22 protein-coding genes are annotated in these 22,059 nt (G+C 72.4%); 10 read left to right on the top strand and 12 right to left on the bottom strand.

Going from position 1 to position 22,059, the window contains the following annotated elements:
- Window positions 1-206: 206 nt before the first annotated feature.
- The 5 genes from AQJ67_RS28320 to AQJ67_RS28300 form a co-directional block, all read right to left on the bottom strand.
- The gene (locus AQJ67_RS28320; protein ID WP_062722148.1) at window positions 207-638 is read right to left on the bottom strand and encodes a hypothetical protein; all 432 of its coding nucleotides are present in this window, start codon (window positions 636-638) and stop codon (window positions 207-209) included.
- 164 nt (window positions 639-802) lie between these two features.
- Window positions 803-1,756: an ABC transporter substrate-binding protein gene (locus tag AQJ67_RS28315; protein WP_079056231.1), complete on the bottom strand. Its 954-nt coding sequence runs from the start codon at window positions 1,754-1,756 to the stop codon at window positions 803-805.
- Window positions 1,757-1,766: 10 nt separating this feature from the next.
- A complete protein-coding gene (locus AQJ67_RS28310) occupies window positions 1,767-2,429 on the bottom strand; it encodes an ABC transporter permease (protein ID WP_062722147.1) in 663 nt (220 codons plus the stop codon).
- A gap of 1 nt (window position 2,430) precedes the next feature.
- Window positions 2,431-3,072, bottom strand: a complete 642-nt coding sequence (locus tag AQJ67_RS28305) for an ABC transporter permease (RefSeq protein WP_062722146.1) — start codon at window positions 3,070-3,072, stop codon at window positions 2,431-2,433.
- Window positions 3,069-4,103: an ABC transporter ATP-binding protein gene (locus AQJ67_RS28300; protein ID WP_062722145.1), complete on the bottom strand. Its 1,035-nt coding sequence runs from the start codon at window positions 4,101-4,103 to the stop codon at window positions 3,069-3,071. The genes AQJ67_RS28305 and AQJ67_RS28300 overlap by 4 nt, the downstream gene beginning before the upstream one ends.
- A 141-nt stretch (window positions 4,104-4,244) precedes the next feature.
- Between AQJ67_RS28300 and AQJ67_RS28295 the strand changes: the two genes are divergently transcribed.
- From AQJ67_RS28295 to AQJ67_RS28285, 3 genes are all read left to right on the top strand, one after another.
- Window positions 4,245-5,753, top strand: a complete 1,509-nt coding sequence (locus AQJ67_RS28295; RefSeq protein WP_062722144.1) for an aromatic amino acid ammonia-lyase — start codon at window positions 4,245-4,247, stop codon at window positions 5,751-5,753.
- Entirely contained in the window at window positions 5,750-6,610 is an 861-nt protein-coding gene (locus AQJ67_RS28290) for a MurR/RpiR family transcriptional regulator (RefSeq protein ID WP_062722143.1), read from the top strand. Before AQJ67_RS28295 ends, AQJ67_RS28290 begins: the two co-directional genes overlap by 4 nt.
- A gap of 107 nt (window positions 6,611-6,717) precedes the next feature.
- The gene (locus tag AQJ67_RS28285) at window positions 6,718-7,305 is read left to right on the top strand and encodes a hypothetical protein (RefSeq protein ID WP_107123002.1); all 588 of its coding nucleotides are present in this window, start codon (window positions 6,718-6,720) and stop codon (window positions 7,303-7,305) included.
- A 23-nt stretch (window positions 7,306-7,328) separates the two neighbouring features.
- On the opposite strand, the gene AQJ67_RS28280 is transcribed toward AQJ67_RS28285, so the two are convergent.
- The 5 genes from AQJ67_RS28280 to AQJ67_RS28260 form a co-directional block, all read right to left on the bottom strand.
- Window positions 7,329-7,703: a roadblock/LC7 domain-containing protein gene (locus AQJ67_RS28280; protein ID WP_062722141.1), complete on the bottom strand. Its 375-nt coding sequence runs from the start codon at window positions 7,701-7,703 to the stop codon at window positions 7,329-7,331.
- Window positions 7,704-7,717: 14 nt separating this feature from the next.
- Window positions 7,718-8,218 (bottom strand): roadblock/LC7 domain-containing protein, encoded by a 501-nt coding sequence (locus AQJ67_RS28275; protein ID WP_062722140.1) that lies wholly within the window; start codon window positions 8,216-8,218, stop codon window positions 7,718-7,720.
- Between the two features lie 115 nt (window positions 8,219-8,333).
- Window positions 8,334-9,128, bottom strand: a complete 795-nt coding sequence (locus AQJ67_RS28270) for a hypothetical protein (RefSeq protein WP_062722139.1) — start codon at window positions 9,126-9,128, stop codon at window positions 8,334-8,336.
- Window positions 9,125-9,517, bottom strand: a complete 393-nt coding sequence (locus AQJ67_RS28265) for a hypothetical protein (RefSeq protein WP_062722138.1) — start codon at window positions 9,515-9,517, stop codon at window positions 9,125-9,127. Before AQJ67_RS28265 ends, AQJ67_RS28270 begins: the two co-directional genes overlap by 4 nt.
- Before the next feature lie 182 nt (window positions 9,518-9,699).
- Window positions 9,700-11,100, bottom strand: coding sequence for a type III PLP-dependent enzyme domain-containing protein (locus tag AQJ67_RS28260; RefSeq protein ID WP_062722137.1), 1,401 nt, complete (start codon window positions 11,098-11,100; stop codon window positions 9,700-9,702).
- Window positions 11,101-11,228: 128 nt separating this feature from the next.
- Here AQJ67_RS28260 and hutU point away from each other — a divergent pair, with 128 nt between their 5' ends.
- The 4 genes from hutU to hutI all read left to right on the top strand — a co-directional run bounded on the left by hutU (window position 11,229) and on the right by hutI (window position 16,892).
- Entirely contained in the window at window positions 11,229-12,893 is a 1,665-nt protein-coding gene (gene hutU / locus AQJ67_RS28255; RefSeq protein ID WP_062722136.1) for a urocanate hydratase, read from the top strand.
- A gap of 143 nt (window positions 12,894-13,036) precedes the next feature.
- The gene (locus AQJ67_RS28250) at window positions 13,037-14,239 is read left to right on the top strand and encodes an allantoate amidohydrolase (protein WP_208615070.1); all 1,203 of its coding nucleotides are present in this window, start codon (window positions 13,037-13,039) and stop codon (window positions 14,237-14,239) included.
- Complete coding sequence (locus tag AQJ67_RS28245; RefSeq protein ID WP_062722135.1) at window positions 14,236-15,585, top strand: formimidoylglutamate deiminase; 1,350 nt, start codon at window positions 14,236-14,238, stop codon at window positions 15,583-15,585. The genes AQJ67_RS28250 and AQJ67_RS28245 overlap by 4 nt, the downstream gene beginning before the upstream one ends.
- Window positions 15,582-16,892, top strand: a complete 1,311-nt coding sequence (gene hutI, locus AQJ67_RS28240) for an imidazolonepropionase (RefSeq protein WP_062722134.1) — start codon at window positions 15,582-15,584, stop codon at window positions 16,890-16,892. Before AQJ67_RS28245 ends, hutI begins: the two co-directional genes overlap by 4 nt.
- 36 nt (window positions 16,893-16,928) lie before the next feature.
- Here hutI and AQJ67_RS28235 read toward each other — a convergent pair whose 3' ends face one another.
- Together AQJ67_RS28235 and AQJ67_RS28230 are read right to left on the bottom strand one after the other, a co-directional pair.
- Complete coding sequence (locus AQJ67_RS28235) at window positions 16,929-18,500, bottom strand: RICIN domain-containing protein (RefSeq protein ID WP_062722133.1); 1,572 nt, start codon at window positions 18,498-18,500, stop codon at window positions 16,929-16,931.
- 228 nt (window positions 18,501-18,728) lie between these two features.
- Complete coding sequence (locus AQJ67_RS28230; RefSeq protein WP_062722132.1) at window positions 18,729-19,682, bottom strand: RNA polymerase sigma factor SigF; 954 nt, start codon at window positions 19,680-19,682, stop codon at window positions 18,729-18,731.
- Between the two features lie 240 nt (window positions 19,683-19,922).
- Here AQJ67_RS28230 and AQJ67_RS28225 point away from each other — a divergent pair, with 240 nt between their 5' ends.
- The 3 genes from AQJ67_RS28225 (at window position 19,923) to AQJ67_RS28215 (ending at window position 22,050) form a co-directional block, all read left to right on the top strand.
- A complete protein-coding gene (locus tag AQJ67_RS28225) occupies window positions 19,923-20,327 on the top strand; it encodes an STAS domain-containing protein (RefSeq protein WP_062722131.1) in 405 nt (134 codons plus the stop codon).
- A gap of 241 nt (window positions 20,328-20,568) precedes the next feature.
- Window positions 20,569-21,180, top strand: a complete 612-nt coding sequence (locus tag AQJ67_RS28220; RefSeq protein ID WP_062722130.1) for an ATP-binding protein — start codon at window positions 20,569-20,571, stop codon at window positions 21,178-21,180.
- A 183-nt stretch (window positions 21,181-21,363) separates the two neighbouring features.
- On the top strand, window positions 21,364-22,050 hold the full coding sequence (locus tag AQJ67_RS28215; RefSeq protein ID WP_062722129.1) for an LPXTG cell wall anchor domain-containing protein: 687 nt from the start codon (window positions 21,364-21,366) through the stop codon (window positions 22,048-22,050).
- Window positions 22,051-22,059: the final 9 nt, after the last annotated feature.

Here is a 22,059-nt window from a genome sequence, read left to right as displayed (position 1 = left end):
GGGAGCGGCTCCCCGCCCGAGCCGGCGCCGAAACGTCCAAGGACCTCCGGAGCGGCTCCCGGACCTCCATGGACGCCACGGGTGCGTAGGCCAGGCCCTGACCAGGCCCACGTCCCTCGCGGGGACCGCCGTCGTCCCGCCCCCCGGCAACGGGGGTGCGGCGGTCCCCGCCACATTTCTTTCCCCGGGAAACGAAGGCCGTAGGTTCAGTCCTCCCAACGGTCCCCGTCCGTGCCCGGCCGGTGGCGCCGGCCCCGGAACAACCCCGGGTTCGTGCGGGCCGCCTGCACGACGTTCACGCCGACGATGCCGATCCAGGTGACCAGCAGGCCGGGGAGGTCTGCCACGCCGGCGCCGATCCCGGACAGGGGGATCGCCAGGACCAGCGAGACGATGCCGAAGCCGAAGCGCTCGCCGAAGGAGTCCGTCGTCCCCGGCGACTGGGCGCCCCGGGCCGTCGCCAACTGCTGCTCGGCCAGCTGCCGCCGCAGCCGGCGCTCGACCGCTCCGTCGATGCGCTGGTCGACCTTCTCCATGAACGAGTCGACCAGCGCGGACTCGTACTCGTCGCCCAGTTCCCTGCGGGCCTGCAAGGTGGCGTTGAGTTCCTTCTTGAGCTCGGTGTCCCGCGCGTCCATTCCGGTCATGCGATCCACGGTAGGGAGCCGGGGCGGGCGCCGCACTGGGGTTAGCCCCCCTGTTCGGCGGGGGCGGGCGGCAGGGCCCGCCGCATCAGCGGCCCTGCGCCGGCGGCCCTGCGTCAGCGGCCCCGCGTCACCGGCTCTGCGTCACCGGCTCTGCGTCACCCGCTCTGCTTCACCAGCCCGTGCTCCTTCGCGTACGCGTCCGCCACGTCCTCGGGGTCCTTCTTGTCCTTGTCGACCTGCCGGTTCAGCTCGGTCAGCTGGGCGGTGGTCAGGGTGTTGCCGAGACGGGCGAGGGCCCTGCGGACGGTGGAGTCGGCCTTGCGGTCGGCGATGAGCGGGACGACGTGCTGGCCGGGGATGAGGTTCTTGGGATCCGACAGCACCACCCAGTCGTTCGCCTGGATGTCGGTGTCCGTGGTGAAGAGGTTCGCCACGTCCACGTCGCCCTTCCTCAGGGCACCCTTGACCAGCGGACCGGAGGAGTCCAGCGACTTGAACTCCTTGAACTCGACCCCGTAGACGTCCTTGAGGCCGACCACGCCGACCTCCCGCTTCTTCACCTCGGGCGCCGCGCCGATCACCAGCCTGCCGTTCTGCTTCTTCAGGTCGGCCAGGGAGGTCAGGCCGTACTTCCGGGCCGTCTCCCGGGTGACGACGAAGGCGTCGGAGTCCTCGGCCATGCCGTACGGCAGCACCTGGAGGCCGCTGGGGAGGGCGACGGTGAGGGCGTTCTGCATCTCTCCCTCCTCCGTCGCCGTCGACTTGGTGTCGAGGTAGTGCAGCAGGGCTCCCTGGTACTCGGGGAGCAGGTCGATGTCGCCGCCCTTGAGGGCGGGGATGAGGATCTCGCGGGTGCCGAGGTTGGGGCGGACGTTCACCTTCACGCCGGCCGCGTCCAGTACGGCGGCGTACAGGTAGCCGAGTACCTGGTTCTCGGTGAAGTTGGCGGTGCCGATGGTGATGCCGCCCTTGCTGGAGCCGCCGCCGGAGCCGGCGGACCCCTCGCCTTCGAGGGAGGTGATGCCGCTGGAGCAGGCGGCCAGGGCGGGGACGGTGGCGGCTGCGAAGAGGCCGCCGAGGAGTGCGCGTCGGTTTATCGGGAGGTTCATCGAGGGGTCCCTAGGCGGTGCGGTGGCGGAAGAGGAAGCGCTGGAGGCCGGACAGGGCCAGGTCGAGGACCACGGCGACCACGGCGACCAGCACCGCGCCGCCGAGCACCTGCACGAGGTCGCGCTGGGCGAGGCCGTCGAAGACGTAGCGGCCGAGGCCGCCGAAGGAGACGTACGCGGCGATGGTGGCGGTGGCCACGACCTGGATCAGTGCCAGGCGCAGGCCCGTCATGATCAGGGGGAGGGCGAGGGGGAGCTCCACCTGGAGCAGGACCTGGTGGCCGCGCATGCCCTGGCCGCGTGCGGCGTCCTTCACGTCCGGGTCGACGGCCGTCATCCCGGCGTAGGTGTTGGTGACGATCGCCGGGACCGCGAGCGCGACCAGGGCGACGTAGACCGGCAGCATGGACAGTCCGCCGGCCAGGAAGACCAGCACGACCAGGCCGACGGTCGGCAGGGCCCGGCCGAAGGAGGCGAGGTTGATCGCGAGGAAGGCGCCCTTGCCGGTGTGGCCGATCAGCAGGCCGAGGGGGAGGCCGATCGCGGCCGCGATGAGGGTGGCGAGGAGGGAGTACTGGAGGTGTTCGGCGAGGCGGTGCGCGATGCCGTCCGGGCCCGTCCACTGCTCGCTGCCGACCAGCCATGCGCCGAGGTTCTTGAAGAGTTCGTACATGTCAGGCTCGCCGCCTCCGCCAGGGGGTCAGGACGTACTGCAGGGCGACCAGCGCCGCGTCCGCGACCACGGCGAGCAGGAGGGTGAGGACCACTCCGACGATCACCGGGGTCGGGAAGTTGCGCTGGAAGCCGTCGGTGAAGAGCTGGCCGAGGCCGCCGTCGCCGATGTAGGTCGCGACCGAGACCAGGGAGATGGACATGACGGTCGCGATCCGGACGCCCGCCATGATCACGGGGAGCGCGAGCGGGAACTCGACGGTGAGGAGCGTGCGCAGGGGGCGCGTGCCCATCGCCTTCGCTGCCTCCTTCACCTTCACCGGGACCGAGTCCAGGCCCTCGACGGTGTTCCGGAGCAGGACCACCAGCGTGTAGACGGTCAGGCCGATGACCGTGGTGGTGCGGGTGAGGCCGGACACCGGGAGCAGCAGGACGAAGATCGCGATCGACGGGATCGTGAACAGGACGTTCGACAGACCCAGCAGGAGGCCGCGCAGGACGCGGATCCGGTGGGCGATCACCGCGAGGGGCAGGGAGATCAGGACGCCGAGGAAGACGGCGGTGAGCGCGGCCTGGAGGTGGGAGAGCGTCAGGGTGGTGAGGTCGTCGGTGTGGTCGCCTATCCACGACCAGTCGATGGTCATGCGGTCACCCTGGCTTCCGTGTGCGCCTGGCCCGCGCGCTCGTGGATGTCGTCGCGGGAGGTGACGCCGGTGAGGACGCCTTCGGAGTCCACGCGGGCGATCAGGCCGGTGGGGGAGGCGAGGGACTCGTTGAGCGCCGCGAGGAGGGAGTCGTCGTCCTTGAGCGGGCGTACGGGGATCTCGGCGTCCTTCGACGCCCAGTGCACGGGCCTGTTCGCCGCGTCCAGGACCAGGCTCCAGTCGCCGCCCTCCGGCGCCGGGCCCTGCGGAACGTCCGCGAGGGTGCGCAGGCTCAGCAGCTTCAGGCCGCGCTCGGCGCCGAGGAAGTCGGCCACGAAGTCGTCGGCGGGGCGGGCGAGGAGTTCGGCGGGCGGGGCGCACTGGACGAGGTGGCCGCCGGTGCGGAAGATCGCGATCTGGTCGCCGAGCCGTACGGCCTCGTCCACATCGTGCGTGACGAAGACGATGGTCTTGCTCAACTCCTTCTGGAGTCGGAGCAGTTCGTCCTGGAGCTGGGTGCGCACTACCGGGTCGACCGCGCCGAACGGCTCGTCCATCAGCAGGACGGGCGGATCGGCGGCGAGTGCGCGGGCGACGCCTACGCGCTGCTGCTGGCCGCCGGAGAGCTGGTGCGGGTAACGCTTGCCGACGTCGGCCGCGAGACCGACCGTCTCCAGCAGCTCCGCCGCCCGGGTGCGCGCCCTGCGGCGGCTCCAGCCGCGCAGGAGCGGCACGGTGGCGATGTTGTCGAGCACCGTGCGGTGCGGGAACAGGCCCGCCTGCTGGATGACGTACCCGATGGAGCGGCGCAGCTCGGCGGCGTCCTGGCGGGTGACGTCCCTGCCGCCGACCCGGATGGTGCCGGAGGTCGGCTCCACCATCCGGTTGATCATCCGCAGGGTGGTCGTCTTGCCGCAACCGGAAGATCCGACCAGGACGGTCACGCCGCCCTCCGGCATGTCCAGGGAGAGATCGTGGACTGCTGTCGTGCCGTTGGGGAAGCGCTTGTGGACCGCGTCGAACTGGATCATGAGATGTCCCTTGCCCGGCTGTATAACGTCATGCAGAGTTCTTGGTAGCTGAATAGGTTGTCAACGGGTTGATGTAAATCCGAAGTAACGGATGACCGAAGGGCAAGATCGAATGTCCTGGTTGAGGGGAGTTTGGGCTTGATGTCGTCTCGGATCGTGGACGCGTCGGGGTCTGTCCATACGGGACTGGTCGTCCTCGACGGGATCGGGCTCGGCGTCGAGGACGTCGCCCGCCTCGCCGACGGGAGCGCCCGGCCGGTCCCCGCGACCGACGCGATGAAGCGCGCCGAGGAGTCCTGGGACGCCGCCCGCCTCATCGCCGCGACCGGCCGCGTCTATGGCCGCTCGACCGGCGTGGGTGCTAACCGGAACGAGGACGTGCCCACCGACGCCGCCGCCGAACACGGCCTGCGCCTGCTGCGCAGCCACGCCGGCGCCATCGGCGAGGAACTGCCCGCCCGGCAGGTGCGGGCCATGCTCGCCGTACGCGCCAACCAGCTGCTGGCCGGCGGCGCCGGCCTGCGGCCCACCGTCATCACCGCCCTGTGCGAGGCCCTGGAGAGCGGCGCCCATCCGGTCGTGAACGAGTTCGGCTCGGTCGGCACCGGCGACCTCGCGGCGCTCGCCCAGACCGGCCTCGCGCTGGCCGGCGAGCACCCCTGGCGCGGCTCCGGTGCGCCCGAGCCGCAGCCGCTGGACAACAACGACGCCCTCGCGTTCATCAGCAGCAACGCCCTCACCCTCGGCCAGGCCGCCCTCGCCCTGCACGAACTGCGCGGCCTCGTCGCCGCCACCCAGGTCGTCGCCGCCCTGTCCCTGCTCGCCGTCGACGGCTCCCACGAGGCGTACGCCGCCCCGGTGCACGCCGCCCGGCCGCACCGGGGCAGCGCCGAGGTCGCCCGCCGGATGCGGGAGCTGATCGGCTCCGAGGACCGGCCGACCCCGCCGCTCGGCCGCATCCAGGACCCGTACGGCTTCCGCTGTCTGCCCCAGATCCACGGCCCCGCGCACGACGCCGCCGACGCCCTGGAGGAGGTGCTCGCGGTCGAGATCAACGCAGCCGCCGAGAACCCCCTCATCTCCCCCGAGGACATGGCCGCCTACCACCACGGCGGCTTCTACCAGGCCCAACTCGCCCTCGCCTTGGACCACTTCAGGCTGGCCCTGACCCAGGTGGCCCGGCTCTCCACGTCCCGTCTGTCCACCCTCAACGAGCCCGCCTACACCCGCCTGAAGCCCTTCCTCGCCGACCAGGAGCCCGCCTCGTCCGGCGTGATGATCCTGGAGTACGCCGCCGCCGCTGCCCTCGGCGACCTGCGTGCCTTCTCCGCCCCTGCCTCGCTCGGGCACGCTGTACTCTCCCGGGGCGTGGAGGAGCAGGCGAGCTTCGCCTCGCTCGCCGCTCGGCAGACACTGCGGGCGTGCGGCGCGTACCGTCTGGTCGTCGGCTGTGAACTCGTCGCCGCCGTACGGGCGTTGCGCCTGCGCGACCTCCGCCCCGACCCGGAGCTTCCGGTGGGCCGGGCGCTGGCGCTGGCCGAGTCGGTGCTCGACGACGACCTGGCCGACCGGCCGCTCACCGATGATGTGACGGCGGCGGCAGCACTGCTGGACCGGTTCACGGACATCTGGAGGGGGAGCGCGGCATGAGCGCGGACAGGAACACGAGCGGGGCGGACAGTCCCGCCGCGCGACTTCAGGCGCTCTTCGAGGGGCACCGGCTCACCCCGACCCAGCGGCGCATCGCGCACAGCATGGTGCGCCGCGCCGCCGACGTGCCGTTCCTGTCCAGCGTGGAGCTGGCCGAACTGGCCGGGGTCAGCCAGCCCTCCGTGACCCGCTTCGCCGTCGCCCTCGGCTTCGACGGCTACCCGGCGCTGCGCAGACACCTGCGCGAGGTCGCCCCCGTGGAGCAGGCGGCCGACGCCGGCTCGTACAACGAGTACCAGCAGGCAGTCGAGGCCGAGATCGAGAACCTCCGGCACCTGGCGGAGGTCCTCGCCGACCCGCGCCCGGTGCAGAAGGCGGGGCGCGTGCTCTCGGCCTCGCGTCCGCTGCCGGTGCTGGGGCTGCGGGCGGCCGCCTCCCAGGCGTACGGCTTCGCGTACTTCGCCGCCAAGGTCCACCCGGACGTACGGCTGCTGAACGAGGGCGGCACGATGATCCACGACCGGATCGACGCCGCCGTCCGGGCCGGCGCGACGGCCCTGCTCTGCTTCGCGCTGCCCCGGCACCCGCGCGAGGTCGTGGACACCCTCGCCTATGCCAAGGAGGCCGGGCTGACCGTGGTGACGGTCGCGGACTCCGCGTTCGCGCCGGTCGCCAAGGTCTCCGACCTGCTGCTGCCCGCCGCCGTCGGTACCGGCCTCGCCTTCGACACGGCCTGTGCGCCGATGCTGCTGGGCCGGGTCCTGCTGGAGGCGATGTGCGACGACCTGCCGGACGCGCAGGCACGTCTGGAGGAGTTCGACGCGCGGGCGGCCGCACGGGGGTTGTTCGTCGAGTGAGCCGGTGAGGGCCGCTTCGCGAGGCCCGTCTTCTTAAGGCTCGTCTCACGTTCGGTGGCTAGCGTGCGCGCACAGCATCTGGACGGACGGGAGACGGGAGGCCGGACGTGGCACGCGGAGGAGGACAGGGGCTGGCCCGGGTGGCCGTCGTCGTACGGGCCGGGGCGGCGCCCCTGTGGTGGTTCGGGGTGTGCGCGGCGGGCATCGGGGTGTTGCCGCCGGGGCTGACGGGGCGCCGGATCGGGGTGCTGGCCGGGGCGGCGCTGTTCATCGTGGCGACGGCTGTCGTGGCGTACGTACGCCGTCGGCGCTACACCGAGCTGAGCCGTTCGGCCGTCCGCGCCGGCAAGCACGATGTGCTCCAGGACCGTGCCGTGGCCGTGCGCAACTGGCGCCGGGGCCACCGCTGGTGGCTGCTGCTCGCCTTCCTCGCCGCGCTGGGCAGCGCGTTCGCCGTGCCCGCCGCGGGCGGGATGCTGCTGGCGGGGTGCGGAGCGGGGCTGCGGCTCAAGGCGGCGTGGCTGGGGCGGCTGGAGCGGGACGGGAACGCCCTGCTGTGGGTGCGGGTCGACTGGCTCGACGGGCGGGGCGGCCGGCCGGCGGGCAAGGTGGTGAAGGCCTACCGCGGTACGGGCATCGCGGCGGGCGACGCGGCCCCGGGCGGGGCCCGCCGCCGCACCGCGGCGCCGGTGTAGCCCGGCCTTTCGGCCGGGGCGGGTCAGACCTCCAGGTCCTCCTCGATCTTCTTCAGCTGGTGCCTGGCCATCGCCAGGTTGGCCCGCTTGGCGTCGAGGACCAGGTACAGGAAGAGGCCGTTGCCGCCGCGCCCGGCGATCAGCCGGATCAGGTGGTACTGGTCGCTGAGGGTGATCAGGATGTCCTCGATGCCGCCCTTGAGGCCGAGGTGCTCCATCGTGCGCATCTTGGCGCGGACGACATCGGTGTTGCCGGCGGCGGCGACATTGAGGTCGAAGGTCTTGCTGCCGCCCAGTGTGCCGAGCGCCATCCCGCTCGTGTAGTCGACGAGCGCGGCTCCGGTCGCGCCCTCGATCGAGGCGAGGCATTCCTTCAGGGTGGTCTCGGTGTTGGCCATGACGTGTGTTCCTCTCAACTCTCGGTAGTGGTGCGCGCGTCGGCGGTGGTGGTGCGTGCGGGACGCGCGGTCTTCGTGCGGGTGGGCATGGGTTTGGCGGGCTCCGTGGCAGGGCTCTTGGCAGGGCTCCGGCGCACCGGGGTCGCCTGCGCGTCGACGAGCTCCCCGATGCGGGCCCCGGCGCGGCGGCCCTCGAGGTGCAGCCGGCCGACGTTGACGCCGTCCGTGGCCAGCAGCGTCAGCACGGCGGTACGGCCCGCCGCGTACGTCGCCACATAGCCGTCCGTCCCGCGTACGAGCAGTTCGCGGAAGTCGCCCCGGCCGGTGGCGTCCGCCACCCGCACCGCGACGCCGAGCGCGGCGGCGGTCAGGGCGGCCAGGCCGTCCGGTTCGATGCCGGGGGTGTCGTGGGCGAGGACGAGGCCGTCCACGCCGGCCGCGAGCGCTCCGGTCAGCTGGGGCACGCGGGCTCTGAGCCGACGGAACTCGTCGAGTATCGGGGCCTCGGCCGCCATCAGGTTTCTCCTCTCGGCACGGGACCGCTGCGGCGGGCGAGGCACCCCGGCCGGCTCGCGGTCCTCGACGGGACCGCGGGCCGCCAAGGGCCTGCGGTCCTCGAACGGTTTGCGGTCAAAGGGCCTCCAGCGCATCCCTGACCCTCTTCAGCAGCGCGACATAGGGGTCGGCGGCGATGTCGGCGGGCGGCGGGTCCGGGGCGGGCGGCGGCTGCGGGGCGACCAGCCCCGCCGCGGCCAGCCGCCTTATGTGCACCAGCGTGTGGAACGCCGGCCGGCCCAGCTCCCGCGCGATGTCCACGGCCCTGCGCACGCCGTCCACCCGTTCCAGTACGGCGGCCTGCCGGGTCGGCACCGCGGGGGCCGCGACCGGGTCGGCGCGGACCAGAGGCGCGCCGTCGGTCGCCGGGTCGGGCCAGATGCGGCGCAGCAGGGCGCGCCGGCGCAGCATCTCGCGCTCCAGCGCCGCGACCGGCACCGGATGCACCGAGGCGAGCCAGTGCGCGGCGCCGTAGCGGAAGCGCCCCGGCGTACTGCTCGGCGCCAGGGCGAAGTACGCGGCGTCGTACAGCGCGCCGACCTGCGCCAGCTCCAGCGCGCCCGGCGTGACCCCGTACCGCACGAGCCGCCCCTCGTCCTCGCTGTCCTCGGCGTCCCGCCAGGCTTCGGCGGCGAGGGTGCCGTGGGCGGTGAGCAGCTCGGCGAGGCCGGGCGCGAGCGGACTCTCGGCGTGGACCACCCGGCCCTCGGCGAGGTGGAGCGTGCCGTGCTCGCGGTCCAGGACACCGGTGGCCCGCTCCTCGGCGAGCCGGGTCAGCATCGGCGAGACACCGGCGCCGACCCGCTGGTGCGCCGTGGCCCGGTCCCGGACCGGCAGCCGGGGTGGCGGGGTGGTTCCGACCATGGTCATCCCAGCACCAGCCGTTCGGCCATCTCGCCGAGCCGGATGCGGGCCAGCGCCAGATTGCCGTCGGCGCGGGCCAGCCACAGGTACAGGAACACGCTGCTGTCGAAGGACGTCGGCACGAACCGCAGCACGTGGTAGCTGTCCCGGTTGCTGAGGATCAGGTCCTCGACGGGCGGATCCAGGGCGTCGGTGCCGTCGCCCGGGCCGAACGCGTGCTGCTCGGCGGCCAGCCGCGCCAGCTCCGCCGCCTCGGCCGCCGCCGTCTCGTGATCACCGCCCGGAGGATCGCCCACCGTGCCCAGGGCCAGTCCGCTCGTCCAGTCGACCAGCGCGGCGCCCCGCGCACCGGGCAACCGCATCGTCTCCAGCAAGCACTCGTCGATTCCGGGCACCGTCGCTCCCCTCCCGCCTCGGGGTCCGGCTGAGTGACGGCCAAACTACGCAACGTGTGTGCGGCGAGTGAGCGTTCGGGCATTTTCCAGTGGAACATGCGCCGAGTGACTAGGGTGGGTCGACTGACCCTGTTTTCGCGTGACTTGATCGCGTATGGACTACAGCTCCGGATCGGCCTGCGTCAACGGCGCTTCGACGTGGTCAGGGTGGTGAGCGAGGCCGCGTGCGCCCCTCCGGATTCGGCCACGATCTCGTCGAGCGACTGCGCCTCGCGGACCGTCGCGAAGTCGATGCCCCCGGCCCCGTCCGGCGTGAAGCCGTAGATGCCGGGCCGGGCCAGGGAGTTGTACGCGTAGTGGTGCGCGAAGTAGTACGCCCCCGTGTCCAGCGCCGCCGCGTGGTCCCCCTGCTCCAGCAGCGGCAGCGTGGCCCCCTCGGCCAGCAGATCGCCCGAGAAGCAGGCCGGCCCCGCCACGTCCTGCACCACCGCCGGACCCTCCTTCGGGCGCCCCTTGCCGTCGTACGCGCCGATCCGCAGCGGCCAGCTCCCCGGCGCGTACACCGTCCGCGTGGCGACCTGCACACCCGCGTGCGTCACCGCCACCGGCCGCCCGCCCGCGCTCTTGGCGTACTCGACCCGCGCCACGACCGTCCCGTGCTTGGCGAGCAGCGACCGCCCGAACTCCGTGACCAGCCCGTACCGCCCGTCGAACAGCCCCGGCACCGCCTCGCCCAGCAGCCGCGCGTACTGCGCGTACGTCGGCGTGGTCGCGTCCGACGCGAAGTTCACCGGCAGTCCGCCGCCGATGTCGAGCGTGGTGATCTGCCGCCGCCCGATCCGCCGGTTGATCTCCTCGGCGAGCGCGTACGCCGCCGCGACCCCCTGCGCCATCAGCGACAGCGGGATGCCCTGCGAGCCGGTGTGCGCATGCAGCCGCGTCAGCCACGGACGGTCCTGGTACGCCCGTACGACCCACTCCCGCGCCCCCTCGTCGCGCAGCGCCACCCCGAACTTCGACGTCGCCGTGGCCGTGGACGTCGCCTCGATGGAACCCCCTCCGACCTGCGGGTTCACCCGGATCCCGAGCGGTGAGCGACTAGTGGCCGACCTCATCAGAGCGTCGATACGGTCCAGCTCCTGCGGGTTGTCCGCGTTGACCGCGATACCCAGCGCCAGGGCCTCCCGCAGCTCGGCCGGCGTCTTGGCGGGCGAGTCCAGCACCGTCATCTCCGGCCGCAGCCCCGCCGCCCGCGCCAACGCCAGCTCACCCGGGCTCGCCACCTCCGCGCCGATGCCCTCCTCGCGCAGCAGCCGCAGCACCGGCACCAGCGGGGTCGCCTTCACCGCGAAGGCGTGCAGCACCGGCGTGCCCGGTGCCACCAACGCGTCGAACGCCGCCCGCAGCGCGGCCGCCGACTCCCGGATGCCGGTGACGTCCAGCAGGCCGACGAGGGGGGAGCCGGGGGCCAGCAGCCCCTGTTCCACCGCCGCCCGCACGGCGTCGTCCCGCCGGGCCACCCGCTCGGCGTCGTGCACTGCGGTGTCCATGGCATCCCCCGTCATGTCGTCGTGCGAGCCCATGCGTCCAGCCAAACATCCAGGACGCGCGCGTGCTGGCCCGCGAACGTATTGACTAGTTCTATTCAGCGGGTCAGGATGTGAATATCCACCTCAACAGTTCGCAGTCACAGTCCGCTGGGAGGCAGACCATGTCAGGACCCCGCCCCGTCCGAGCGCCGCGCGGTACGGAACTGAGTGCCCTGGGATGGCAGCAGGAAGCCGCCCTGCGGATGCTCCAGAACAACCTCGACCCCGAGGTCGCCGAGCACCCCGACAAGCTCGTCGTCTACGGCGGCACCGGCAAGGCGGCCCGCGACTGGCGCTCCTTCGACGCGATGGTGCGCACACTGAAGGGGCTGAAGCAGGACGAGACGATGCTCGTCCAGTCCGGCCGCCCCGTCGGCGTCATGCAGACCCACGAGTGGGCCCCGCGCGTCCTCATCGCCAACTCCAACCTCGTCGGCGACTGGGCCAACTGGGAGGAGTTCCGCCGCCTGGAGGCCCTCGGCCTCACCATGTACGGCCAGATGACCGCCGGCTCCTGGATCTACATCGGCACCCAGGGCATCCTCCAGGGCACCTACGAGACCTTCGCCGCCGTCGCCGCGAAGAAGTTCGGCGGCACCCTCGCCGGCACGATCACCCTCACCGCCGGCCTCGGCGGGATGGGCGGCGCCCAGCCGCTCGCCGTCACCATGAACGACGGCGTCGCGATCTGCGTCGACTGCGACCCCCGCGCCATCGAGCGGCGCATCGAGCACCGGTACCTGGACGTGAAGGCCGACAACCTCGCCCACGCGCTCCAGCTCGCCACCGAGGCCCGTGACGCCCGCCGCCCGCTCTCCATCGGCCTGCTGGGCAACGCCGCCGAGCTGCTCCCGCAGATGCTCGCCGAGGGCGCCCCCATCGACATCGTGACCGACCAGACCTCCGCCCACGACCCGCTGGCCTACCTCCCCGTCGGCCTCGCCTTCGAGGACATGGCCGACGCCGCCGCGAAGGACCCGGCCGGGTTCACCACCCGCGCCCGCGAGTCCATGGCGAAGCACGTCGAGGCCATGGTCGGCTTCATGGACGCCGGCGCCGAGGTCTTCGACTACGGCAACTCGATCCGCGGCGAGGCCCAACTCGCCGGGTACGAGCGGGCGTTCGCCTTCCCCGGTTTCGTCCCCGCCTACATCCGCCCCCTGTTCTGCGAGGGCAAGGGCCCCTTCCGCTGGGCGGCCCTGTCCGGCGACCCCGCCGACATCGCCAGGACCGACAAGGCGATCCTCGACCTCTTCCCCGAGAACGAGTCCCTCGCCCGCTGGATCAAGATGGCCGGCGAGCGGGTCCACTTCCAGGGCCTGCCCGCGCGTATCTGCTGGCTCGGGTACGGGGAGCGGGACAAGGCGGGCGAGCGGTTCAACGACATGGTGGCGAGCGGTGAGCTGGCGGCGCCGCTGGCGATCGGGCGCGACCACCTCGACTGCGGATCCGTCGCCTCGCCCTACCGCGAGACCGAGGCCATGCTCGACGGCTCCGACGCCATCGCCGACTGGCCGCTGCTGAACGCCATGGTGAACGTGGCCTCGGGCGCCTCCTGGGTCTCCCTCCACCACGGCGGCGGCGTCGGTATGGGGCGCTCCATCCACGCCGGGCAGGTGACCGTGGCCGACGGTACGAAGCTCGGCGGCGAGAAGATCCGCCGGGTGCTGACGAACGACCCCGGGATGGGCGTCATCCGGCACGTCGACGCGGGCTACGACATCGCGGACTCCGTCGCCGACGAGCGGGGCGTGCGGGTGCCGATGCGCGAGGGTGACGAGGCGTGACCCAGAAAGACAGCGCCGTGCCCACCCTCCCCCACTCTCAACTTCGTTCGAGCGGGGGGACCCCCATCGCCCCGCGGAGCGACTTCCCACAGCCTGTGCGGGGCGACGGGGCACAACCCGTCGTGGGCGATTCCTTCCACGAGATGTGGCGCGAGCTGCTCCCCATCGGCCGGCACCCCGACTCCCGTGGCTACCGGCGCTTCGCCTGGACCGGTGTCGATCTCGAATGCCGGGCCTGGTTCAAGCAGCAGGCGGAGGCGCGCGGGCTCGGCTACGAGGTCGACCGGAACGGGAACCAGTGGGCCTGGCTCGGGGACCCTGCCGCCGGGGACGCCGTGGTCACCGGGTCCCATCTGGACTCCGTGCCGGACGGGGGTGCCTTCGACGGGCCCCTGGGCGTCGTGTCGTCCTTCGCCGCGCTCGACGAACTGCTCGGCAGGGGCGTCCACTTCACCAAGCCGCTCGCCGTCGTCAACTTCGGCGACGAGGAGGGAGCGCGGTTCGGGCTCGCCTGTGTGGGGTCGCGGCTCACCGCGGGGCAGCTCACCGTCGAGGGTGCGCAGAAGCTGACCGACGGCGACGGGGTCAGCCTGCCCCGGGCCATGGAGGCCGCGGGGTACGACCCCGAGGCCATCGGGGCCGACCCCGAGCGGCTCGGCCGGATCGGCGCGTTCGTCGAGCTGCATGTCGAGCAGGGCCGGGCGCTGGACCTGTCCGGGGACCGGGTCGGGATCGCCAGCGCCATCTGGCCGCACGGGCGGTGGCGGTTCGACTTCCGGGGCGAGGCCAACCACGCCGGCACCACCCGCCTCGTGGACCGGCGCGACCCCATGCTGTCGTACGCCGAGACCGTGCTCGCCGCCCGCCACGAGGCCGAACTCGCCGGTGCCGTGGCCACCTTCGGCAAGATCTCCGTCGAGCCCAACGGCGTCAACGCCATCCCCTCCCTGGTGCGCGGCTGGCTCGACTCTCGTGCCGAGGACCAGGCGAGCCTCGACCGCGTGGTCGGCGGCATCGAGCAGGCGGCCCGGGACTACGCGGCGGCCCACGGCATCGACCTCGACGTCGTCCGCGAGTCCTTCACGCCCGTCGTCGAGTTCGACCACGCCCTGCGCGACGAACTGGCCCGCATCCTCGGCAAGCACACCGACATCACCGTGCCCGTCCTGGGTACGGGTGCCGGACACGACGCCGGAATCCTGTCCGGGACCATCCCGACCGCCATGCTGTTCGTGCGCAACCCCACGGGCGTCTCGCACTCCCCGGCCGAGTTCGCAGCCGAGGACGACTGCGTGGCCGGAGTGACCGCCCTCGCCGACGTACTGGAAGGACTGGCCTGCACGTGACGCCCACCCAGCGGACCCGTACGTACTGGCTGGAGCACGCCTGGCTCGACACCCACGTCGAGCCGGGCGTCGCCCTCGACGTCCAGGACGGCCGCGTCACCGCCGTCCGGACCGACGTCCCGACCCCGCCGCCCGGCGCCGAGGTCCTGCGCGGCCTGACCCTCCCGGGTCTGTCCAACGCCCACTCGCACGCCTTCCACCGCGCCCTGCGCTCCACCGTCCAGGTCGGCTCCGGCACCTTCTGGACCTGGCGCGAGGTCATGTACGCCACCGCCGACCGGCTGACCCCGGAGACCTACCGCGCGCTCGCCCGCGCGGTGTACGCGGAGATGGCGCTGGCCGGCATCACGAGCGTCGGCGAGTTCCACTACGTGCACCACGCTCCCGGCGGCACCCCCTACGCCGACCCCAACGCGATGGGCGAGGCCCTCGTCGAGGCCGCCGCCGAAGCCGGTGTCCGCATCACCCTCCTCGACACCGCCTATCTCTCCTCCGGCTTCGGGCAGGCTCCCGACCACCACCAGCTCCGCTTCTCCGACGGGACGGCCGAGGCCTGGGCCGAACGCTGTTCAGTTCTCAAGGACCGGGATCACGCACGGATCGGGGCGGCGATCCACTCCGTACGGGCCGTGCCCGCCGACCAGTTGGCGACCGTGGCGCGGTGGGCCGAGGAGCGGCGGGCCCCGCTCCATGTCCATCTGTCCGAGCAGACCGCCGAGAACGACGCCTGCCGGGAGGCCCACGGCTGCACGCCCACCCGGCTGCTCGCCGACCACGGAGTCCTCGGGCCGCGCACCACCGGCGTCCACAACACCCACCTCACCGACGAGGACATCGCCCTCATCGGCGGCAGCGGCACCGGCACCTGCATGTGCCCGACCACCGAACGGGACCTCGCCGACGGCATCGGACCCGCTGTCGCCCTGCAGAAGGCCGGCTCCCCGCTCTCCCTCGGCTCCGACAGCCACGCCGTGATCGACCTGCTCGAAGAGGCCCGCGCGATGGAGCTGAACGAGCGCCTGCGCACCCGCAGGCGGGGTCACTGGACGGCGGCCGCCCTTCTGCGGGCGGCCTCGGCCGACGGCCACGCGGCCCTCGGCTGGGACGGCGCGGGCACCCTGGAGGCCGGCGCGCTCGCCGACTTCACCACCGTCGCGCTCGACTCGGTCAGGACGGCAGGGCCGCTTCCGCGGCTCGGGGCCGAGACGGCCGTATTCGCCGCGTCGGCAGCAGACGTGTCGCATACGGTCGTGGGAGGTCGGCACGTCGTGCGGGACGGGGTCCACGCCCTCGTACCGGATGTGCCGCAAGCCCTCGCGGACGCCGTCGAAGCCCTGCGCGGATGACGACCGCGGGCCTCCCGCCCGCGCGGCCCGAGCCCGCGCCCCTCGCCGCCCCCGAACCCGACCCCACCGCCGACCAGGCCACCAAGGACGCCATGAGCAACGCGACGACCGTCAGCCCCGCCCACTCCGCGAGCACCGCAAGCACGCTCATCACGAACATCGCCAGCCTGGTCACCAACAACCCCTCCCTCGGTGACGGATCCCCCCTCGGACTGATCCAGGACGCGGCCGTCGTCATCGAAGGCGACCGCGTCGTGTGGACCGGTGATCAAAGCAAAGCACCCGCCACTGACAATCGGGTCGACGCGGGCGGCCGGGCGGTCGTCCCCGGCTTCGTCGACTCCCACTCCCACCTCGTCTTCGCGGGCGACCGCACGCAGGAGTTCAACGCCCGTATGTCGGGGCGCCAGTACAGCGCGGGCGGCATCCGTACGACCGTCGCCGCCACCCGTGCCGCGAGCGACGGGGAACTGGAGGCCAACCTCACCCGTTACCTCCACGAGGCCCTCCGCCAGGGCACCACCACCTTCGAGACCAAGTCCGGCTACGGCCTCACCGTCGAGGACGAGGCCCGCGCCCTGCGCATCGCCGCCGCCCACACCGCCGAGGTCACCTACCTCGGCGCCCACATCGTGTCGCCGGACTTCGCCGAGGACCCGGCGTCGTACGTCGCCCTCGTCACCGGCGAGATGCTGGACGCCTGTGCCCCGTACGCCCGTTGGATCGACGTCTTCTGCGAGAAGGGCGCCTTCGACGGCGACCAGGCCCGCGCGATCCTCACCGCGGGCAAGGCGAAGGGCCTGCACCCCCGTATCCACGCCAACCAGCTCTCCTACGGCCCCGGCGTCCAGCTCGCCGTCGAACTCGACGCCGCCTCCGCCGACCACTGCACCCACCTGACGGACGCCGACGTGGACGCGCTCGCGAACAGCGCCACCGTCGCCACCCTGCTCCCCGGTGCCGAGTTCTCCACCCGCGCCGAGTGGCCGAGCGCCCGGCGCCTCCTCGACGCGGGCGCCACCGTAGCCCTCTCCACCGACTGCAACCCGGGCTCGTCCTTCACGTCCTCCGTGCCCTTCTGTATCGCGCTCGCGGTACGGGACATGGGGATGACCCCGGACGAGGCGCTCTGGTCGGCCACGGCGGGCGGCGCCGCGGCCCTGCGCCGCGACGACATCGGCCGCCTCACCCCGGGCGCCCGCGCCGACCTGCTCCTCCTCGACGCACCGAGCCATGTGCACCTGGCCTACCGGCCCGGCGTACCGCTGGTCAGCCAGGTGTGGCGACGGGGCGTGCGCGAGGTCTGAGCGGCAAGGGGGTGCCCGGCGGTCAGGCCGCCCGGGTCACACCGCTCCCGCCTTCCAGCGCTGCCCCGCACCCCCGCTCACCGGCTCCAGCGACAGCCCGTCCCCGGCATCCCCGTCCGGCGTCACCGCCCGGTCGACGGCGATGGCCGGTCGGATCATCCCGTCGCCGTCCACCAGGAACTGCAGGTTCCGCCCGTTGGACCCGTAGACCGAGTCGCACGTCCAGACCCCGAGACCCCGGTCCGGCGCGCCCCGGCTGTCCAGGCAGTAGTCGGGATCGGCGGCCGACTGGAGCACACCGCGCGCCGTGTCGACCCGCCAGCGCTGGGTGCGGGACGTACCGCAGGGGACCGTGACCACGTCGGTGCCGTTGAAGAAGGCGCTGCCCACGTCGAGGCACAGCCCCGAGGAGACGTTCACGACCTGGGCGTACGTGCCGCTCGGCGGGTGTGTGGGGGAGGGGGCCGGCTTCGGGCGGGACGTCTTCGTCGGCGTCGGACTCCTCGTCGGGGACGGCGACTTGGAGCTGCGGGACGGCGACGGTGAGGAGGACGACGGCGTCGCCGACACCGTGGCCGTCACCGTCACCGCGACCGGCGGCACACTCAGCGGGGTGCTCACCGAGGCCACCGGATCCTGCGCCGACGACCCGCCCTGCGCCACCAGGAACGCGACCAGTGGCAGCAAGGCCACCCCGATCGCGGCCGACACCAGCACGACCCGCCGCCGGTCCGCCGGCCACCCTCGCTCCGGCCACCCTCGCTCAGGCCGACTCCGCCCGGCCGCCCGGCCGTCACCACCCCGCTCGCCCGCGCCCGCCGCCGCATACGCCGTTCCGCCCCACGGCAGCAGCCCCTCCGCCAGCGCCGTGCGCGGCGTGTCCCGCAGCGCCGACAGCTCCTCGTAAGCCGTCGTGCAGTGCGGGCAGCGCGCCATGTGGGCGTGTAGATCGGTGCTGTCGCGGGGGCTGTCCGGCCGTACGGACTCCTCGATGAGGCGGCCGAAGTCGGGGCAGTCGGGGTCGTCGGAGGCGGCGAGGCGGGCGCGCAGGCAGGACCGGGCCAGCTGCTGCAGCGCCGGGTCCGTGCCGTAGGTGACGTCCTCGCGGGTGAGGCCGAGGAGAGCGGCCGTACGCTCCGTGGGCTCCCGGTCCACGACGCCGTACCAGATCAGGCCCTGGGTGCGGGACGGCAGGGACTGGAACGCCGTGAGCATGGACGGGACCGGTCCGGCGGGGCCTGCCGTGTTCAGGAAGAGCAGCAGGCCCGGGTCCAGGCCCGCCGCGCGCTCGTCCGTGGCCCAGGTGCCGGCCAGGCGGGCGGTCAGCAGCAGGAGTTGGTGGCGCCAGGGGACGCCGGGGTCGATGCCGCGTGCCGTCTGACGGGCCGCCAGGCTGAACGCCTGGGCCGCCAACTGCCGGGCCGTGGAGTCGTTCGGGGTGCACAGGCGGGCGTAGGCGAGGACGGGCGCGTGGTGGCGGGCGCGCAGCTCCTGGAGCGCCGGGTACGCGGTGGCCGTGTCGGCGCGCAGCAGTTCGGTGAGCCGCGCGTCCGAGGCACCCGTGTGTATCCCGCGATCGGGGTCCCTGCCGTCGTCGGCCCGAGCCATCCGCCTGCCTCCTCGCAGCCGTGCGACCCGCCCGGAGTCCTGGCCTACCGGCGGGTATGACGGCTCATAGTGGAGGAAGGGAAGCCATGGGGAAAGGGTTTCTGTGGGTAACCCGCCCCCGAACGCACCTGTGCCCGGTGTCCTGCCGACAGATTCGGCGGGGCACCGGGCACAGCGCAGGTCAGCGCACGCAGGGCGCCGATCCTCGGGTGGTCACTCCTCGGGTGGTCACTCCTCGACCGTCAGCCCCTTGCGGAGCCGGATCAACGTCCGTGACAGCAGGCGGGACACATGCATCTGCGAGATGCCGAGTTCCTCGCCGATCTCCGACTGGGTCAGGCCCGCGACGAATCTCAGGGAGAGGATCTTCCGGTCCCGGGGCGGGAGTTCGGCGATGAGCGGCTTCAAGGACTCGACGTACTCGATGCCTTCGATGCCGTGGTCCTCGTAGCCGATCCGGTCGGCCAGCGCGCCCTCGGCGTCGTCCTCCTCGGGCTGGGCGTCCAGCGACGAGGCGGTGTACGCGTTCGACGCCGCCATGCCCTCGACGACCTCGTCCTTGGACAGCCCGAGACGCTCCGCCAGTTCCGCCACCGTCGGGGCGCGGTCCAGCTTCTGGGCCAGCTCGTCACCGGCCTTGGCCAGGTCGAGCCGGAGCTCCTGGAGCCGGCGCGGCACCCGCACCGACCACGACGTGTCGCGGAAGAAGCGCTTGATCTCGCCGATGATGGTTGGCATCGCGAAGGTGGGGAACTCGACTCCGCGGCTGAGCTCGAAGCGGTCGATCGCCTTGATCAGGCCGATGGTGCCGACCTGGATGATGTCCTCCATCGGCTCGCTGCGCGAGCGGAACCGGGAGGCGGCGAACTTGACCAGCGCGAGGTTGAGTTCGACGAGCGTGTTGCGGACGTACGAGTATTCGTGGGTCCCTTCCTCCAGCGACTCCAGCCGCTCGAAGAGGGTCTTGGAAAGGGCCCGCGCGTCCACCGGCCCCACCTCGTCGTACGGGGGGATGTCCGGAAGCCCGGCGAGCGCGTCGTCCTGACCGAACTCCTGACCGAGGCCGGATTCGGGACGTACGTCGCTGTTCAGCTCGATGGGATCCAGATGTTCCGGTTGGGATGCCGACGTCGCGCTCTGGGTATGCGATGCGTCGAGCCGGGGTGACATGATGTCCTCCATCGTTCTCGGCATATGGCTGCCGAAGCCTGTGCGTGCACTGCGGTGTGCGGCGCCTCCAAAGCCGGCCGAGTTCGGTTACGTGTCTCTACTAGCCCTACCCGCTTTCGTGAGCCCACCGCAAGTGCGCTCTGGTCCGAAATGTCCGATTCTGGGTGGATGTTCGGGTGTTGGAGGGCGTAGGGAGGGCGTAGTGTTCGAGAGCGTCAGTCAGCAGCCACGACGTCGGGAGTGAGACACGGCATGGACCGCGGGACGGTCGGCAGCGCACAGTCTGGCCGACTTCTGGTCGAGGTGCGGGAAGAGGGCTCCAGTGCCGTCGTGACCCCGGCGGGTGAGTTGGACCACCACACCGCCGATCTGTTGCGTGAGCCACTTGAGGACTGCCTCGAGAAGGGCTTCAGTCGGCTGGTCGTCGACTGCTCTCGGCTCGAGTTCTGTGACTCCACGGGGCTGAACGTGCTGCTCGGGGCGCGGCTGAAGGCGGAGGCCGCCGGTGGCGGGGTGCATCTCGCGGGGATGCTGCCCGTGGTCGCGCGCGTGTTCGAGATCACGGGGGCCGAGGCGGTCTTCACCGTCCACGACTCGCTCGACGCCGCTCTGGCCGCCGAGACCGGCAGGGCCGACGAGGCCGACGGGGCGGGTTGACCCCGCGCGTCCGCCCCTGCATCAGAGGTCACATCATTCGTGCCGAATACAGGGGTGTTCCCTCGGCCCGGTCGGGCAGGAGACATCCTGAAACCTGTCGGCTGTGATGTCGGCCACCGGGGGTGGGGGCGTGTGTGACCGGCGTATCAGGCAAGGACTTGTGTACTGGCGTACTGACTCTGCGTACTGACTTCTGAATCGTGTGAACGTTGAACTGGTGAATCGGTGAGGTGAAGCGCTGATGAGCACCACCCGGCCTTTCTCGCCGGGCGACCGCGGCCCTGAGCCCAGCGGCGCTTCCGGGGTGTCGGAGGGGGACGTGCCCGCCACGGGAGGCTCCGACGAGGGCGCTCCGGCGGCGGAGGCGTCCGGCGGGGGCGCCGTGCCGTCCTTGCGGCCCGAGCCGTCCACGGCGCCCGAGGCGGCGGCGCAGGCGGCCGCGGGGCGTCAGGTCCGCCGGCTGGACTTCGGCGACCAGAGCGGGGTCGTCCCGCTCGCCCGCGACTTCGCCCGCCAGGCGCTGTACGCGTGGGGCTGGCTGCCCGCCGCCACCGCCGACCAGCGGGCCGCGGCCGAGGACGTGCTGCTCGTCGTCTCCGAGCTGGTCACCAACGCCTGTCTGCACGCCGAGGGCCCGGACCAGCTGTGGATCGCCTGCGACAACAAGGTGATCCGCGTCGAGGTCTCCGACCGCGGCACGGGCCAGCCGGCACCCCGCACCCCGCACCGCGCGGGCCGCCCCGGCGGCCACGGCATGTTCATCGTGCAGCGGCTCTGCCTGGACTGGGGCGTCATGCGGACGCCAGGGGTGGCGGGCAAGACCGTGTGGGCCGAGCTGGGAGCACCGGCGTAATCGTTTCGGCCGAAGTGCCCCGCTCGACCTGACCCCGGGTTACCAGGGGTCACCCTCTCCACCCGAATCCCTTCACGCGCGCGCCGGATCGTCACAACTCCGGCGTGCGCTGTGTCTTCCTTCCTCAAGGCCCCGGGCGTACCTTGACGGCCGATCTGATGTGCCGTCAGGAATGAGGGGACCGTGTCGAAGCAGAAGCGAACCGCCGCGCTCGCGACCGCCGCGGCCCTGGCCGGATCGGCGGTGCTGATGGCCGCCCCCGCGGCCATGGCCGAGGTCGTCGACGTCAACTACGCCTGCAAGACGCCGATCGGCGACAAGAGCGCCGTCTCGCCCATCGACATCAAGGGCGTCAAGAGCGGCAGCGGCTACAAGATCACCATGTCGTGGCAGAAGGGCGTCTCGTCCAGCCCCGTCGAGCTGGGCAAGGGCGCGATGAACCCGAGCGCCACCATCAGACTGGGCGGTGCCGACAGCGGCACCCTGGCGGTGACCGGCCCGGCCAACCAGGAGGCCATTCCCGCCAACACCCCCATCAAGATCAACGACTTGACGGGCACCTACACCCCGAAGAAGACCGGCAAGGTCACCTTCACGGCAGGCGTGCTCACCATCAAGGCGCTCGGCACGACGACCACGTGCACGCCCACCAACAGCCCCGGACCGTCGCTGACCCTCGACGTCACGGCGGCGGGCGGCGGCGGAACCGACAGCGGGAGCCAGGGCGGCTCCGGCTCCGGCGCCGAGCTCCCGCAGACCGGCCCCGAGGACTCCGCGCTCGCCCTGGGCACCCTCGGCGGCACGGTCCTGCTCGCGGGCGCGGCCGGCGCGCTGTGGCTGACGCGCAGGAGCCGGACGGCACGCCGCTGACCGCTTCGC

Origin of the sequence: Streptomyces caeruleatus (genome assembly GCF_001514235.1) — a bacterium.
Lineage (GTDB): Bacteria > Actinomycetota > Actinomycetes > Streptomycetales > Streptomycetaceae > Streptomyces > Streptomyces caeruleatus.
This window is presented reverse-complemented; position numbering and strand designations above follow the sequence as displayed.